Raw genomic sequence first — 14,320 nt, forward strand, 5'->3', positions numbered from 1 at the left:
TAATAAAAGATTTATTTTTATAGTTCTAAAGTATTATTAGCATGTAGAATTTGGTTTTAAGATTTGTAAATTTGATTTTAATCAAATTATTGCCGATAGATGATTCATATAATATTAGTGTTTAGAGTATCGATATATCGGGAATAGCCATGTCCTGTCTTGAAATGAAGTGCTTAAGTGGCATTTGGAAACGAATCCTTGTGCTTTTTGCTGTGTTTTCTATGATGATAGTAAGCCTGCCTGCTTACGCGGAGCGCTTGCCTGATTTCTTGGCAAAAATTCAGCCTTCTGAAATTTTTCCTGGTGCTGATCGCTACGGCAAACCTGAAGGTAAGCCTTTGGTTGCTCGTGTATATAAAGGCGAAGAGCAGCTTGGTCTGGTTTATATCACGACTGATGTGGTCAATACGCGTGGTTATTCGAGTAAGCCGATTGATACGATGATCGCATTGGCCAATGATGGCACTATTGCGGGAGCAAAATTGGTTGAGCACCATGAACCAATTATGCTGATCGGTATTCCGCAATCCCGAGTCGATAAATTCATTGATAAATATATTGGCTTAAATTTTATTAAAAATCCTCCGCAGCCTGGCGTGGCTCCCGCGGATATCATCAGCGGTGCGACTGTAACGTTGATGGTGATTAACGACAGTATTCAGCGTTCTGTCAAATCGGTTATTCATCAATATCATTTGGGTACTGATAAAGCGACTCAAGCCGGTGCTGCTGCCGCTTCTGGTGAGCAGGCTGCAAATGAGCCTGCGGTTCAAACCCGTCCCCGTCGTGCTGTGAATCCTGATAAACAAGACATTCAGTCTTGGAATGCGTTGTTAGAACAAAAAGCTGTTGGTCATCTGCATATTTCTGTTGATGATATCAACAAATTATTTGAAAAAGGCGGTAAAGCCGGTGTTGCAGATCATGCAGAGCAGGGTGATGGTAACGATACATTCGTTGATTTATATGTCGCTTTGGTCAGCCAACCTTCTATCGGTAAAAGCCTTTTAGGTGAGGCAGGTTGGAATAATCTGCAAAAACGTTTGCAACCAGGTCAACAGGCAATTATGGTTGCCGGTGAAGGCCGATACTCTTGGAAGGGCTCAGGCTATGTGCGTGGCGGTATCTTTGACCGTATCGAAATGATTCAGGGCGATACCAGCTTCCGTTTTACCGATGCACAACATGAGCGTGTGGTTGCTTTGGCAGCGGAAGGTGCGCCTGCATTTAAAGAGGTTTCTTGGTTTACTATCCCTGAAGGTGTGGAATTTGATGCTGCCGAGCCATGGCGTTTACAACTGATGATTCAACGTGTGTTGAGTGTTAACGATAAAGCTTTCGTAACTGCAGATTTGGATTACGAATTGCCAAAAGGCTACTATGTCGATGATCCAAAAGCACCACCTGTTGAAATCAGCGCGCCGGTTGAGCAAGTTGCGGCTGTAGCTTCAGCTCCTGAAAGTACGGGTATTGCCGAAGATGCGACTGCCGGTGATGATGGTGTTTCCAACCAACTTTGGAAACAGGTTTGGAAAGCTAAACAAGGTCAAATTATTGTTGTCGGTATTGCTTTGACAATTCTCTTGTTAGTATTCCTGTTCCAAGACTGGATTGTACGTTACGAAAAATGGTATGACCGTTTCCGCCTCTGCTTCCTGACATTTACCCTGGTTTATATTGGTTGGTATGCGCAAGCGCAATTGTCGGTTGTCAATACATTGACCTTGTTCTCCGCAGTTTTGACTGAATTCCACTGGGAATTCTTCCTGATGGATCCGCTGGTGTTCATCCTGTGGCTCTTTACAGCAGCGACCATGCTGTTGTGGAATAGGGGTACGTTCTGCGGCTGGCTGTGTCCTTTCGGTTCATTGCAGGAGTTGACCAATCGCGTTGCTAAAAAACTGGGCGTAAAACAAATTACTGTGCCATATCTGTTGCATACGCGCCTGACAGCCATTAAATATGTTATCTTCTTCGGTTTGCTGGCTATTTCCCTATACGATTTGGGCACTGCTGAAAAATTTGCAGAAGTTGAACCTTTCAAAACCGCAATTATTCTGAAGTTTATGCGCGAATGGTGGTTTGTATTGTTTGCTGCAGCTTTGCTGATTGCCGGTTTGTTTATCGAACGTTTCTTCTGTCGTTATCTGTGTCCTTTGGGTGCGGGTATCGCATTGCCGGGTCGCTTCCGTGTGTTTGACTGGCTGCGCCGCTACAAAATGTGTGGCAACCCTTGTCAGATTTGTACACATGAATGTCCGGTTCAGGCCATTGCACCAGAAGGCGATATTCATCCGAACGAATGTATCCAGTGCCTGCATTGCCAGGTAATGTATCACCACGATACGCGTTGTCCTCAAGTAGTGGCAACGAATAAGAAAAAACAAAAGCAAGCGGCGGCAAAATCTGAGCAGCATGATGCGGCAGCAACGCAAAAGGCTCAAGAACAAGTTGTTCAGTTTGTTAAAAAAGAATCGGCAATTAGTGTTGATAAGTAGTTATTTATAAAAAAGAGGGCTGTATCGGCAGCCCGACTTAGAAATTTTTTCATCGGTAGGCCGTCTGAAAAAAATCGGCCGCCGGATTTTATCCAAGGAGTGTCGTATGTCAGACGAAAAATTAGAACAAAACGGCTTAAGCCGTCGTTCATTCTTAGGTACTGCCGCTGCTTCCGGTGCAGGTATTGCCGGTGCCGGTTTGTTGGGCTTGGCCGGTTGCTCTAACGGTGAGGGTGACAAAGCTGCCGCTTCTGGCGCAGCTCCTGCTGAAAAAGCAGCTGCTCATTCTGCCGAGCCGGGCAAAATGACTTCCGAAGTGGGTCCAGGTGAACTTGACCAATACTACGGTTTCCTCTCAGGCGGTCAATCAGGCGAAATGCGCTTGATCGGTTTGCCGTCTATGCGCGAACTGATGCGTATCCCTGTATTCAATATGGACAGCGCTACCGGTTGGGGTCGTACCAATGAGAGCTTGAAAGTCCTCAACGGAAATATTACCGAAGAAACCCGTAAATTCTTGCAAGACAGCGGTTTGCGTTGCTACCCTAACGGCGACTTGCACCACCCACACTTGTCTTTCACCGACCAAACTTACGATGGCCGTTATGCTTACGCCAACGATAAAGCAAACACCCGTGTTTGCCGTATCCGCTTGGATGTGATGAAAACCGATAAAATCATTGATATTCCTAATGCTTCAGGTATCCACGGCCTGCGTCCGCAACGTTATCCGAAAACCGGTTACGTTTTTGCCAACGGCGAGCATATCGTTCCTGTTGACGGCGTAGGCAAATGGGATGATCCTAAAACTTGGAATGCCGTTTATACCGCAATTGACGGCGAAACCATGGAGATCGCATGGCAAGTTTTGGTAGACGGTAACTTGGACAACGGCGATGCCGACTACCAAGGTAAATACTCTTTCTCTACCTGCTATAACTCTGAGCGCGCTCTGACTGTACAAGGTGCTTCTTCTAACGAGCAAGACTGGTGTGTAGTATTTAACCTGGCTGCTATCGAAGAAGGCATCAAAAAAGGCGACTTCAAAGAAGTTAACGGCGTGAAAATGTTGGACGGCCGTGCAGAAGCCAACTCTCCATACACCCGCTACATCCCTGTGCCTAACTCTCCTCACGGCTGTAACGCAAGCCCTGACGGCAAATACATCATGCTCAACGGTAAACTGTCTCCAACCGTTACCGTATTGGATGTTAGCAAACTGGACGATTTGTTTGCAGGCAAAATCAAAGAGCGCGATGTTGTCGTAGCTGAGCCTCAACTGGGTCTTGGCCCTTTACACACTGCATTTGACGGTCGCGGCAATGCTTATACAACATTGTTTATCGACAGCCAAATGGTGAAATGGAACATCGATGATGCGATTAAAGCCTACAAAGGCGAGAAAATCGATCCGATCAAACAAAAACTGGACGTTCACTATCAACCTGGCCACAACCACACTACCATGGGCGAAACCAAAGAAGCCGACGGTAAATGGTTGGTGTCTTTGAACAAATTCTCCAAAGACCGCTTCCTGAACGCAGGTCCTCTGAAACCTGAGTGTGACCAATTGATCGACATCTCCGGCGATGAAATGCGTCTGGTTCACGACAACCCGACTTTTGCAGAACCACATGACTTCTGTCTGGTTTCCGCTTCCAAAGTGAACCCAAGCAAAACTTGGGACCGTAAAGACCCATGGTTCTGGAAAGATGCTTTGGAACAAGCGCAAAAAGACGGCGTTGAGCTGGAAAAAGCCGCTAAAGTCGTACGCGAAGGTAACAAAGTACGCGTGTACATGACAGCCGTTGCGCCTGCATTCAGTATCCCTCAATTTGAAGTGAACCAAGGCGACGAAGTGACCGTATACGTGACCAACGTTGAGACTATTGAGGACTTGACTCACGGCTTCACTTTGGAAGGCTACGGTATCGCTATGGAGATTAGCCCGCAAGCGACATCTTCTGTAACCTTCAAAGCAGTCCGTCCAGGCGTACACTGGTACTACTGCCAATGGTTCTGCCACGCATTGCACATGGAAATGTCAGGCCAAATGATTGTTAAACCAAAATAATTTTGGTTTGATGATTTAATCCTTTAGGCCGTCTGAAAAGACATTCTTTCAGACGGCCTTTATAGCAAAGCTGTTTGTCAGTCAATATGTCAATGAAATATAAACCATCATCAGACAGCTTTGCTATAACATCAAAATACCTGTTTCTGCATATGTTTATCATGTAGAAAACAGGCCGTCTGAAATTGAGATATGATTATGACGCATACACCATCCCATCGTTCCAAATGGCAACGTGCCGCATTCGTATTGCTGTTGGGCAGTATGGTTCAGACGGCCTTTGCCGCAGTCATCAACGTATCCGCACAAGACAATCTCAATGATGCTTTAGCGCGCGCCCAAGCCGGCGATACGCTCAAGCTTGCCTCCGGTACATACAAGACCAAACTTTATATCGACAAACCGATTACCATTGAAGGTCCGGCCGACCGCTCCGCCAAGATCGTCGGTGATAGGAGTGGGCGCACCATTGCCGTTCATGCACCTGACGTGACCCTGCGCAATCTAACTGTTTCCAATTCAGGCTTGAGCCTGCCGGCCATGGATGCAGGGATTTATCTTGAGGAGACGGCTCCGCGCGCATTGATTGAACACAATAATGTCTTGGACAACTCTGTCGGCGTGTACATCCATGGAGCGGCAGAATCGATGGTGCGCGAAAATAAGATTGTCGGGGAAGCTACATTGCGCGTGAATGAGCGCGGTAATGGCGTAACGGTTTGGAATGCGCCGGGTGCGCAAGTAGTCGACAACGATATTTCCAAAGGCCGTGACGGTATTTTCTCCAATACCAGTACAAACAATACCTATAAAGGCAATCGTTTCAGCGATTTGCGTTTTGCAGTACATTATATGTACACCAACGACAGCGAGGTTAGCAACAACATCTCCGTTGGCAACAATATGGGCTATGTGTTGATGTTCTCAGAGCGTCTTAAAGTGTATGGCAATATCGCCGTGGGCAGCCGTGACCAAGGTATCATGCTCAATTACGTCAACTATTCCGATATTAACGACAATATTATCAACAAAGCCGGTAAATGCGTATTCGCCTATAACGCCAACTTCAATAAAATTTTTGACAACCATTTTGAAAACTGTCAAATCGGTATTCACTTTACCGCGGCCATTGAAGGCACAAGCCTGTTCAATAATTCGTTTATCAACAACGAAAGCCAAGTCAAATACGTCAGCACCCGTTTCCTTGATTGGGGAGAGGGCGGACGAGGCAATTATTGGAGCGACAACAGCGCATTCGATCTTGATGGCGATGGTTTTGGCGACAATGCCTATCGACCGAACGGCATCATCGATCAAATCATTTGGCGCGCTCCCGTGTCCCGTTTGCTGATGAACAGTCCTGCCGTCAGTATTGTCAAATGGGCGCAATCACAGTTCCCCGCTATTTTGCCGGGCGGCGTCATCGACAGTAAGCCATTGATGAAACCGATCAGCAACAAAACAAGTACCAAATACGAAGCCATGAAGGATGAGCTGTTGCACGAAGCCAATACGCGCCAATCCAATTGGAGTAATGCCGAAAACGGATCTTTGAATTAAACATGTTTTCAGACGGCCTTTTGAATGAGGCCGTCTGAAACGGCACAAAGGAATTATTCATGACCAACCACGTCGAATTAAGAAACGTGACTAAACAATTCGGCAGTCAAAAAGCCGTCAACCAAGTCGATTTAGTCCTCAAAGCAGGCGAAAGCGTCGGCATGGCAGGGCATAACGGTGCAGGCAAATCCACCATCATGAAGCTGATACTCGGTCTGATTACGCCGACCGAAGGTGAAGTCATGTTACTGGGCGAGCGTACCGGCAGCAAGGCAGGCGCACTGCTTCGCAGTCAAATCGGCTACCTGCCTGAAACCGTCGCGCTTCATCCTTCATTGACCGGCATTGAAACCATGGATTTCTATGCCAAGCTGAAAAAACAGCCCTTGAGTAAAAACCGTGAGTTGTTGGAACGCGTCGGCATTTCTCAAGCGGCACGCCGCCGTGTCAGCACTTACTCCAAAGGTATGCGCCAACGTCTCGCTTTGGCACAAGCCTTATTGGGCGAGCCTAAAGTCTTATTGTTTGACGAACCGACCACGGGCCTTGACCCGGCTTCACGCCAAATGTTTTACGAAGTCGTGCGCGAACTGAATGGACGCGGTGCAACCGTATTGCTCAGTACGCACGCGCTTGCCGAACTTGATGGCCACGCCGACCGAATTATCGTCATGAAAAACGGTGTGAAAGTTGCCGATGGCAGCATGGATGAGCTGCATGTCCAAAGTGGTTTGCCGTTGACCGTCAATGTCCGATTGAAAGAAGCGCGCCCGTTGAGCGAGCGTTGGCAGCCGCTTTCAGACGGCCTGTCGTATAAAGCGCAATGTAAAGCCGAAGAGCGCATGGGACTTTTGAGCGAATTGGGTGATTTGGGCAACCTTGCCTATATCGATATCCATACCCCGACACTTGACGATATGTACGCACAATTCTTAAAAAGGGAAGACGTATGAACCCCGTTTGGATTATTACCGGCAAAGAAGTCCGCGACAGCCTGCGCAACCGTTGGGTTCTCGCCGCCGCGCTCCTGCTTGCCGCGCTTGCCCTGTCATTGGGTTTCCTGGGCAGCTCGCCTACCGGCACAGTCAAAGTCGATCCGTTGACCGTTACCGTTGTCAGCCTCTCCAGTCTGTCGATTTTCCTGATTCCGTTGATTGCGATGTTGCTCTCTTATGATGCGCTGATTGGCGAAATCGAACGCGGCACGATGGCGCTGTTGTTGAGCTATCCGATTTCGCGCAACCAAATCCTTGCCGGTAAATTTATCGGCCATCTCATCATCCTTGCTCTTGCCACCACGGCAGGCTACGGATTGGCAGGCATTACCCTCCAGCTTGCCAACGGCGGCTTTGACCTTGCCGCATGGAAACCTTTTGCCCTCCTGATTGTTGCCAGCGTGATTCTTGGTGCAGCCTTTTTGTCTATGGGTTATTTGATCAGCGCAAAAGTCAAAGAACGCGGTACCGCCGCCGGTATCGCCATCGGCGTATGGCTGTTTTTTGTGGTGATTTTCGATATGGCGCTTTTGGGTATTTTGGTTGCCGATACCGAACAAGTCATTACCGCGCCTGTTGTAGAAACCATTCTCTTGTTCAATCCTTCCGACATTTACCGTCTGCTCAACCTGACCGGCTATGAAAACACCGCCATGTACGCAGGTATGGCCGGTTTGAGCGATCAAATCAGCCTGACTATGCCGGTTTTGCTGACGGCGCAGGTATTATGGGTTATCATTCCTTTGGTCTTAGCCGCCTGGATTTTCGGAAAGAGACAAATATGAGAAAAATATTATTTACAGCATTCACCATCCTTGCTTTATCTGCTTGTAGCAAAGAGGAAAATACTCCTCCGCCTACGCCCCAACAAATCAGCGACAGCGCAGTCGGTCATTATTGCAGCATGAATTTGACCGAACACAACGGCCCTAAAGCGCAAATCTTCTTGAACGGCAAACCTGACAAACCGGTTTGGTTTTCCACCATCAAGCAGATGTTCGGCTACACCAAGCTGCCTGAAGAGCCTAAAGGCATTAATGCCATCTATGTTACCGATATGGGCAAAGTCAAAGATTGGGAAAAACCCAATGCCGATGCCGAATGGATAGATGCGAAAAAAGCCTATTATGTCATCGAAAGCAGCTTTATTGGCGGCATGGGTGCGGAAGACGCACTTCCGTTTGCCGACAAGGCTCAGGCTGAGAAATTCGCCAAAGAAAAAGGCGGCAGAGTAGTCGGTTTTGCAGAGATGCCCGACGAATACATTTTTAAATAAAACAACCAATAAAGGCCGTCTGAAACAGTTTCAGACGGCCTTTGTGTTGGAAGCTGCCGATTGATGATTTAATGAATGCAGCTTTCAATGTAAAGATAAAAAATCCAAGGAATACTTTATGTCCACCCCTTTAACGCGCCGCCGTTTCCTTGCCATAGCCGCCACACTTGCCGCCGGTGTCGGCATTCCCTTTGCCATCAGCCGCAAAACCAATCAGCAGACTCATTCGGCCAGCCAGAATCAAGAAGAGCAGCCAGTTATTTGGAGAGGCATTGCATTGGGTTCGGGTGCGGAATTGCGGTTGTTCGGCGTTGAGCGCAAGCAGGCGGAAATACTGGTCAACAAAGTATTGGCGGAAGTTTCACGATTGGAAAAAATCTTCAGTCTATATCGGGACGACAGCCTGATCAGCCGTTTAAATCGAGAAGGCCGTCTGAAAAATCCGCCATCCAATTTTTTGCAGCTGCTCAGCATCAGCCGAGATATCCATCAGCTGACACAGGGTGCATTTGATCCCAGCATTCAGCCATTGTGGAATCTGTATGCCGACCACTTCAGGCGAAACCCCAAAACCGAAACGCCGCCATCCGAACGCAGTATCAAAGACACGCTCAAATTAGTGGATTTCAACAAAGTCGATTTTGATACCAAAGAAATCCGTTTTGCCCAAAAAGGCATGGGCTTGTCGCTCAACGGCATTGCGCAGGGTTATATCACTGATAAAGTAGTCGAATTATTAAAGCAGCAAGGCGTTACCCAAGCATTGATTGATATGGGGGAGATTTACGGCTTTGATAATGCCAACCAGCGCGAGTGGAATGTCAGCATTCGCAATCCCGACCAAGAAGACCAAATTCTGACCACCATTGCCATGAAAAACCAAGCCTTTGCCACATCGGGCGGCTATGGCACGGTAATGGACGAAGCTGGCAAATTTACCCATCTTTTTGATCCGCGTACAGGCGGAAGCCAACCGCGTTATAAAAGCATGAGCGTCATGGCGGAGAGTGCGGCGGTTGCCGATGCTTTTTCTACCGCATTCTCCATTATGGATGAAGCGGCCATCCGTACTGCGGCTCAAGTTAAAAAGGCACAGGTTTGGCTGGTAATGCCGAATAATGAATTGAAGAAGATTGGAAGTTGAGGAGAAGGGCGGCCTTGCCTGCGATTTTGACTATGTGTATAGGGCAGGGAAGGCTTGATTGCTGAAAAAATGGAAGATAAAAAAGAAGGGCTGCCCAAGGGGGGGCAACCCTGAAACTCTTGCAGCTGGGAGTAATTAGCAAGAGATTACGACACTTAAAACAAAAATTCACTCATTTCAAAGCACGAAGCTTTAATATCTAAGCAATACGGTATTTCGACCGCTCAAACCCCTTCGATACGGAGAAACACAACATACTATAGGAAAATCCGACAAAGTGGTTTGAAGCAATTCAGATGAACGGTCTGTAATGCAGATAACCGGATGTCTTTAGATGAACGGTATAATATCAGGATAAGCGGAACATTACTAGTGAATATTATAAAAAAGTAGAATAATTCATTTAGTGATTGATTATATTGAATAAAAACATGATTCCTTATTGAACTTTTTTAAAACATATTGATTTGGTTTAAAAAGGGAATTGTGTAAGTATTTGGCGTTAATCAAAAAACTTGTTTCAAGCTTTGGGAATAGATAATCAATAGAAAAAGGCCGTCTGAATGTTCAGACGGCCTTTTTCAAAAAGTTACTTATTTGGTTGCAGAAGTAGTAGAAGCAGCTTCGGCTTGAGCACCTGCAGCTGCATTTTCACCCCATGCAGCAGGATATTTGTAACCGGCAAAGCGTTTTTGTGAGTAGGCTTTGAACTCGTCAGAGTTGTAAGCTTCGGTTACATCTTTCAGCCATTGGCTGTCTTTGTCGGCAGTGCGGACGGCAGACCAGTTAACGTAGGCAAAGCTTGGCTCTTGGAACAGGGCTTCAGTCAGTTTCATGCCGCTGCTCATGGCGTAGTTGCCGTTAACGACGGCAAAGTCAACGTCGGCACGGCTGCGTGGCAGTTGGGCGGCTTCAAGTTCTACGATTTGGATGTTTTTTGGATTTTCGGCAATATCGTTTTTAGAAGCAGTCAGCGGATCAACGTCGGCTTTCAGTTTAATCCAGCCCAATTCGTTCAACATAACCAATGCACGGGCAAAGTTAGATGGGTCGTTAGGTGCAGAAACGCTGACACCGTCTTTCACTTCGTCTAAAGATTTCAGTTTGCCAGGGTACAAGCCCAAAGGTGCAGTCGGTACTTGGAAGGCTTCAACAATGTCCAGTTTGTGTTCTTTTTTGAAGTCGTCCAGATAAGGTTTGTGTTGAAAGATGTTGATGTCCAATTCGCCTTCAGCCAAAGCAAGGTTGGGGCGGACATAGTCGGTGAACTCGATCAGTTTGACTTTATAGCCTTTTTTCTCCAAAGCCGGTTGGATTTGGTCTTTTACCATATCGCCGAAGTCGCCGACGGTTGTACCGAAGACGATTTCTTTTTTCTCTGCGCCGTTGTCGGCAGAGGAAGCGGCAGAAGCAGCAGGCGCGCTGTCTTTTTGACCGCCGCAGGCAGCCAGTACGATGGCGAGCGCAGCGGCTGAAAGGGTTTTGAAGAATGTGTTGATTTGCATATTTTGCTCCTGATGGATGATAAAGCGGTTTCAGACGGCCTCAAGCTGCCGCCGTCAAAATAAAGAGGGATTGTAAATCTATTTTGGAAATATGAGGATGTTTTTTGTAAACTTATTTGGAATATATATATCCTAATATGTTCTAAATAGATAACAGGCCGTCTGAAAAATAGTAAGTCCATTTCAGACGGCCTAGTTTGTTTAACGTTTATCCAGTTTGCGTGCCAAGCTGTTGCCGATACCTTGAATCAGGATAACGAGTAAAACCAGGATGGCGACGATGAAGATGATGACTTCCATTTGATAGCGGTAGTAGCCGTAACGGATGGCAAGGTCGCCCAAACCGCCGCCGCCAATCATGCCTGCTGCCGCACTGTACGACAGAAGGCCGATAGCCAGTACGGTAATGCTGGAAACCATACCTGCACGCGCCTCATTTAAAAGCACTTTGCAGATGATGCTCATGGGCGAGGCACCCATTGCGGAGGCCGCTTCAATCACGCCTCTGGGCACTTCGCGCAGGTTTTGCTCTACCAGACGGGCGAAGTAGAACAGGCCGGATACGCTCAATACCAATGAGGCGGCAACCGGGCCGATGGTCGTGCCGATGATGGCGCGTGTAACAGGAATCATGGCAATCATCAGGATGACGAAAGGGAATGCGCGCATCAGGTTGACCAGATTGTCTAAAAATAAATTCAGCTGTTTGTTGTAGTGCAACTGATGACTTGACGTCACAAACAGCAATACGCCTAAAATCGTACCGAAGATAACGGCGAAAGTAGTCGATAGGCCGACCATAATAAAGGTTTCGCCCAAGGCTTGGATAATTTCGCCCTTCATGCTGACGATGGTCTCAACAGCACTTTCAAATGTTAAATCTGCCATATTTAGTCCTCTCGAATCAGCTCTTGCCCGATTTCGGATTGGGCATGGATTTGGTTGCCGTGTACTTCAACGATTTCCAGCAGACGGCCTTTGTCCAAGAGGGCGGCACGGTCGCACAGGCGGCGGATAACGCTCATTTCGTGGGTAACGATGACGATGGTTACGTTGAAACGTCGGTTGATGTCTTCCAAACACTTCAAAACGCTGCGCGTAGTGGCGGGGTCGAGGGCGGAAGTGGGTTCGTCGGCGAGGATGACTTGAGGTTGCGGCGCCAGCGCGCGGGCAATGCCGACACGTTGTTTTTGACCGCCGGAAAGTTGGGACGGGTAATGGTTGGCACGGTCTTGCAAGTCGACGATTTCCAAACATTCTTCAACACGCGCTTGGATTTTTTTAGACGGCCATTTGGCAATTTCTAAAGGAAAAGCGACGTTTTCGGCAACGGTACGGTTGCTCAATAGGTTGAACTGTTGGAACACCATGCCGATGTTTTGTCGGGCGTGGCGCAGTTGCGTGGCGTTGAGCGCGGTCAGTTCTTGGCCGCACACGCTGACGGTACCTGTATCCGGACGTTCCAATAAGTTAATCAGACGCAACAAGGTGGATTTGCCTGCACCGGAGTAGCCCATCAGGCCAAAGATTTCACCCTGTTTGATTTTGAGGCTGGTCGGCTCGACGGCGACAAAGTCTTTTTTGTCGCGTGTTTGATAGTGTTTGGAAACGTGATCCAGAATAATCATGGTTTATCCGTGTTTTCTTTAATTCGTGTGGCCATCAGGGTGTGCAGACGGCGGTTGTCGGCGCGTGCAACAGTAAATTGCAGGCTGCCGATGATGACTTTTTCGCCGCGTACGGGCAGATGCCCCAACTCTTGAATGACCAGGCCGCCGATGGTGTCGGCTTCTTCGCTGCTGTATTCCGTACCGAAGAAGGTGTTGATGTCTTCGATTTCGGTAGCCGCGTGGATGCGCCAGCGTTCGGAAGAAACGGCATGGATGTTGTCGGCGCTGTCGTCTTCGTCAAACTCGTCTTCGATTTCGCCGACGATTTGCTCGATGATGTCTTCAAAGGTGACCAAGCCGGATGTGCCGCCGTATTCGTCGATGACAATCGCCATGTGGTTACGCTGTTCGCGGAACTCTTTTAAAAGGGCGGTCAAAGATTTGCCTTCGGGAACGAAAACGGCAGGGCGCAAGACGGATTGCAGGTGGAACTGCTCGGGGTTGAACATATATTTGAGTAGGTCTTTGGCGTGCAAAATACCCAAAACTTCGTCTTTGTCTTCGCCGATGACGGGGAAACGCGAATGGGCGGTTTCGATGACGTAGGCCGTGATGCGCTCGATGCTGTCGTTCTCTTTCAATACGTTCATGCGGCTGCGCGTAATCATCGCATCGCGCACTTCCAGCTCGGCAAAGTCCAATACTTTTTCCAGCCGGGTCAGTGTCTCGGCGTCAAAAACTTCCTGCTCGTGTGCTTGGCGCAGCAGGGTCAATACGTCTTCGGCGGAGTCGGGCTCGCCGGCAAGTCGGGAGATTAGGCGTTCGAAAAATTTGGGTTTCGACTGCGTACCGTCCATTTTAATATTCGTCCTCTTGGTAGGGGTTGGGGAAGCCTGCCGCCAGCATCAGGCGGATTTCTTCGGCTTCCATTATTTCGGCTTCATCGTCTTCGATGTGGTCGTAGCCCATCAGGTGTAAAGTACCGTGTATGGTCAGGTGGGCAAAATGCTGCTCGGGTGTTTTGCCTTGTTCGGCGGCTTCTTTCAAAACCACTTGCGGACAAATCACCAAATCGCCATACAGGCCGTCTGAAAACTGGTCGGGCAGGATTTCGCCTTCGTTGAGCGCGAAACTCAAGACATTGGTGGCGTAATCTTTGCCACGGTAGTCGCGGTTGTAAGCGCGGGCTTCTTCTTCGTCCAGAAGAATCAGGCTGATGTCTGCGCGGCGGTATTCGTTTTTCAAGGCAGACCACGCCCAGCGGTAAAAATCGCGTTCGCTCGGAAGGTTGACGGCGGTTGAGGCGTTTTCAAAGTTCAGATGAAAACGTTGCCGCTGTAAGGATAAAAAAGGATATTGTTTGGCGCGTTTCATGTTGTCCGGAAAATTGGGTTTTTAGGCGTAAATATAACATATTCACCCCCATGCCGTCTGAAAAACCGCCCAAAAAAAGTGTATCACAACACCACCAAACCATTAGTGGATTACTACCAAGCAGAAGCCAAAGCGGGCAACACGCAATATTTCCGCTTAGACGGCACGCAAAAAGTGGAAGATGTCAGTAAAGAATTAGACAAAATCTTAGCTTAATTCCTCATCGCAACAAAAAAGCCATTCTATTTCAGAATGGCTTTTTTTATGCTCCGATTAACTCGGGA

At 47.9% G+C, this 14,320-nt stretch carries 13 protein-coding genes; 8 read left to right on the top strand and 5 right to left on the bottom strand.

Annotated features, from left to right (window positions below; genetic code table 11):
* The first annotated feature begins 149 nt into the window (after positions 1 to 149).
* From O3660_RS04325 to O3660_RS04355, 7 genes are all read left to right on the top strand, one after another.
* On the top strand, positions 150 to 2,498 hold the full coding sequence (locus O3660_RS04325) for a 4Fe-4S binding protein (protein WP_318250456.1): 2,349 nt from the start codon (positions 150 to 152) through the stop codon (positions 2,496 to 2,498).
* 106 nt (positions 2,499 to 2,604) lie between these two features.
* Positions 2,605 to 4,572, top strand: coding sequence for a TAT-dependent nitrous-oxide reductase (nosZ, locus tag O3660_RS04330; protein ID WP_049350970.1), 1,968 nt, complete (start codon positions 2,605 to 2,607; stop codon positions 4,570 to 4,572).
* 198 nt (positions 4,573 to 4,770) lie between these two features.
* Entirely contained in the window at positions 4,771 to 6,132 is a 1,362-nt protein-coding gene (locus tag O3660_RS04335) for a nitrous oxide reductase family maturation protein NosD (RefSeq protein WP_371464595.1), read from the top strand.
* 59 nt (positions 6,133 to 6,191) lie between these two features.
* The gene (locus O3660_RS04340; RefSeq protein ID WP_049329549.1) at positions 6,192 to 7,085 is read left to right on the top strand and encodes an ABC transporter ATP-binding protein; all 894 of its coding nucleotides are present in this window, start codon (positions 6,192 to 6,194) and stop codon (positions 7,083 to 7,085) included.
* The gene (locus O3660_RS04345) at positions 7,082 to 7,912 is read left to right on the top strand and encodes an ABC transporter permease (protein WP_003684339.1); all 831 of its coding nucleotides are present in this window, start codon (positions 7,082 to 7,084) and stop codon (positions 7,910 to 7,912) included. The genes O3660_RS04340 and O3660_RS04345 overlap by 4 nt, the downstream gene beginning before the upstream one ends.
* Entirely contained in the window at positions 7,909 to 8,403 is a 495-nt protein-coding gene (locus tag O3660_RS04350; protein WP_003684336.1) for a nitrous oxide reductase accessory protein NosL, read from the top strand. Before O3660_RS04345 ends, O3660_RS04350 begins: the two co-directional genes overlap by 4 nt.
* 118 nt (positions 8,404 to 8,521) lie before the next feature.
* Positions 8,522 to 9,547: an FAD:protein FMN transferase gene (locus tag O3660_RS04355; RefSeq protein ID WP_049329550.1), complete on the top strand. Its 1,026-nt coding sequence runs from the start codon at positions 8,522 to 8,524 to the stop codon at positions 9,545 to 9,547.
* Between the two features lie 593 nt (positions 9,548 to 10,140).
* On the opposite strand, the gene O3660_RS04360 is transcribed toward O3660_RS04355, so the two are convergent.
* The 5 genes from O3660_RS04360 to ybeY all read right to left on the bottom strand — a co-directional run bounded on the left by O3660_RS04360 (position 10,141) and on the right by ybeY (position 14,036).
* Entirely contained in the window at positions 10,141 to 11,052 is a 912-nt protein-coding gene (locus O3660_RS04360) for a MetQ/NlpA family ABC transporter substrate-binding protein (protein WP_049350968.1), read from the bottom strand.
* 201 nt (positions 11,053 to 11,253) lie between these two features.
* A complete protein-coding gene (locus tag O3660_RS04365; protein WP_049350967.1) occupies positions 11,254 to 11,940 on the bottom strand; it encodes a methionine ABC transporter permease in 687 nt (228 codons plus the stop codon).
* A gap of 2 nt (positions 11,941 to 11,942) precedes the next feature.
* On the bottom strand, positions 11,943 to 12,680 hold the full coding sequence (locus O3660_RS04370; protein WP_049350966.1) for a methionine ABC transporter ATP-binding protein: 738 nt from the start codon (positions 12,678 to 12,680) through the stop codon (positions 11,943 to 11,945).
* On the bottom strand, positions 12,677 to 13,519 hold the full coding sequence (locus O3660_RS04375) for an HlyC/CorC family transporter (protein WP_049329553.1): 843 nt from the start codon (positions 13,517 to 13,519) through the stop codon (positions 12,677 to 12,679). Before O3660_RS04375 ends, O3660_RS04370 begins: the two co-directional genes overlap by 4 nt.
* Before the next feature lies 1 nt (position 13,520).
* Complete coding sequence (ybeY, locus tag O3660_RS04380) at positions 13,521 to 14,036, bottom strand: rRNA maturation RNase YbeY (protein WP_049350965.1); 516 nt, start codon at positions 14,034 to 14,036, stop codon at positions 13,521 to 13,523.
* A gap of 78 nt (positions 14,037 to 14,114) precedes the next feature.
* Between ybeY and O3660_RS04385 the strand changes: the two genes are divergently transcribed.
* Positions 14,115 to 14,252: a hypothetical protein gene (locus O3660_RS04385; RefSeq protein WP_210399511.1), complete on the top strand. Its 138-nt coding sequence runs from the start codon at positions 14,115 to 14,117 to the stop codon at positions 14,250 to 14,252.
* Positions 14,253 to 14,320 lie beyond the last annotated feature (68 nt).

Origin of the sequence: Neisseria sp. 27098_8_139, from assembly GCF_041433195.1 — a bacterium.
GTDB classification, from domain to species: Bacteria; Pseudomonadota; Gammaproteobacteria; order Burkholderiales; family Neisseriaceae; genus Neisseria; species Neisseria subflava.

Coding starts and splice junctions, on each gene's coding strand:
- O3660_RS04345 (WP_003684339.1), top strand. CDS start 7,082: ATGAACCCCGTTTGGATTATTACCGGCAAAGAAGTCCGCGACAGCCTG.
- O3660_RS04375 (WP_049329553.1), bottom strand. CDS start 13,519: ATGGACGGTACGCAGTCGAAACCCAAATTTTTCGAACGCCTAATCTCC.
- O3660_RS04335 (WP_371464595.1), top strand. CDS start 4,771: ATGACGCATACACCATCCCATCGTTCCAAATGGCAACGTGCCGCATTC.
- ybeY (WP_049350965.1), bottom strand. CDS start 14,036: ATGAAACGCGCCAAACAATATCCTTTTTTATCCTTACAGCGGCAACGT.
- O3660_RS04350 (WP_003684336.1), top strand. CDS start 7,909: ATGAGAAAAATATTATTTACAGCATTCACCATCCTTGCTTTATCTGCT.
- O3660_RS04365 (WP_049350967.1), bottom strand. CDS start 11,940: ATGGCAGATTTAACATTTGAAAGTGCTGTTGAGACCATCGTCAGCATG.
- O3660_RS04355 (WP_049329550.1), top strand. CDS start 8,522: ATGTCCACCCCTTTAACGCGCCGCCGTTTCCTTGCCATAGCCGCCACA.
- O3660_RS04360 (WP_049350968.1), bottom strand. CDS start 11,052: ATGCAAATCAACACATTCTTCAAAACCCTTTCAGCCGCTGCGCTCGCC.
- nosZ (WP_049350970.1), top strand. CDS start 2,605: ATGTCAGACGAAAAATTAGAACAAAACGGCTTAAGCCGTCGTTCATTC.
- O3660_RS04325 (WP_318250456.1), top strand. CDS start 150: ATGTCCTGTCTTGAAATGAAGTGCTTAAGTGGCATTTGGAAACGAATC.
- O3660_RS04340 (WP_049329549.1), top strand. CDS start 6,192: ATGACCAACCACGTCGAATTAAGAAACGTGACTAAACAATTCGGCAGT.
- O3660_RS04370 (WP_049350966.1), bottom strand. CDS start 12,680: ATGATTATTCTGGATCACGTTTCCAAACACTATCAAACACGCGACAAA.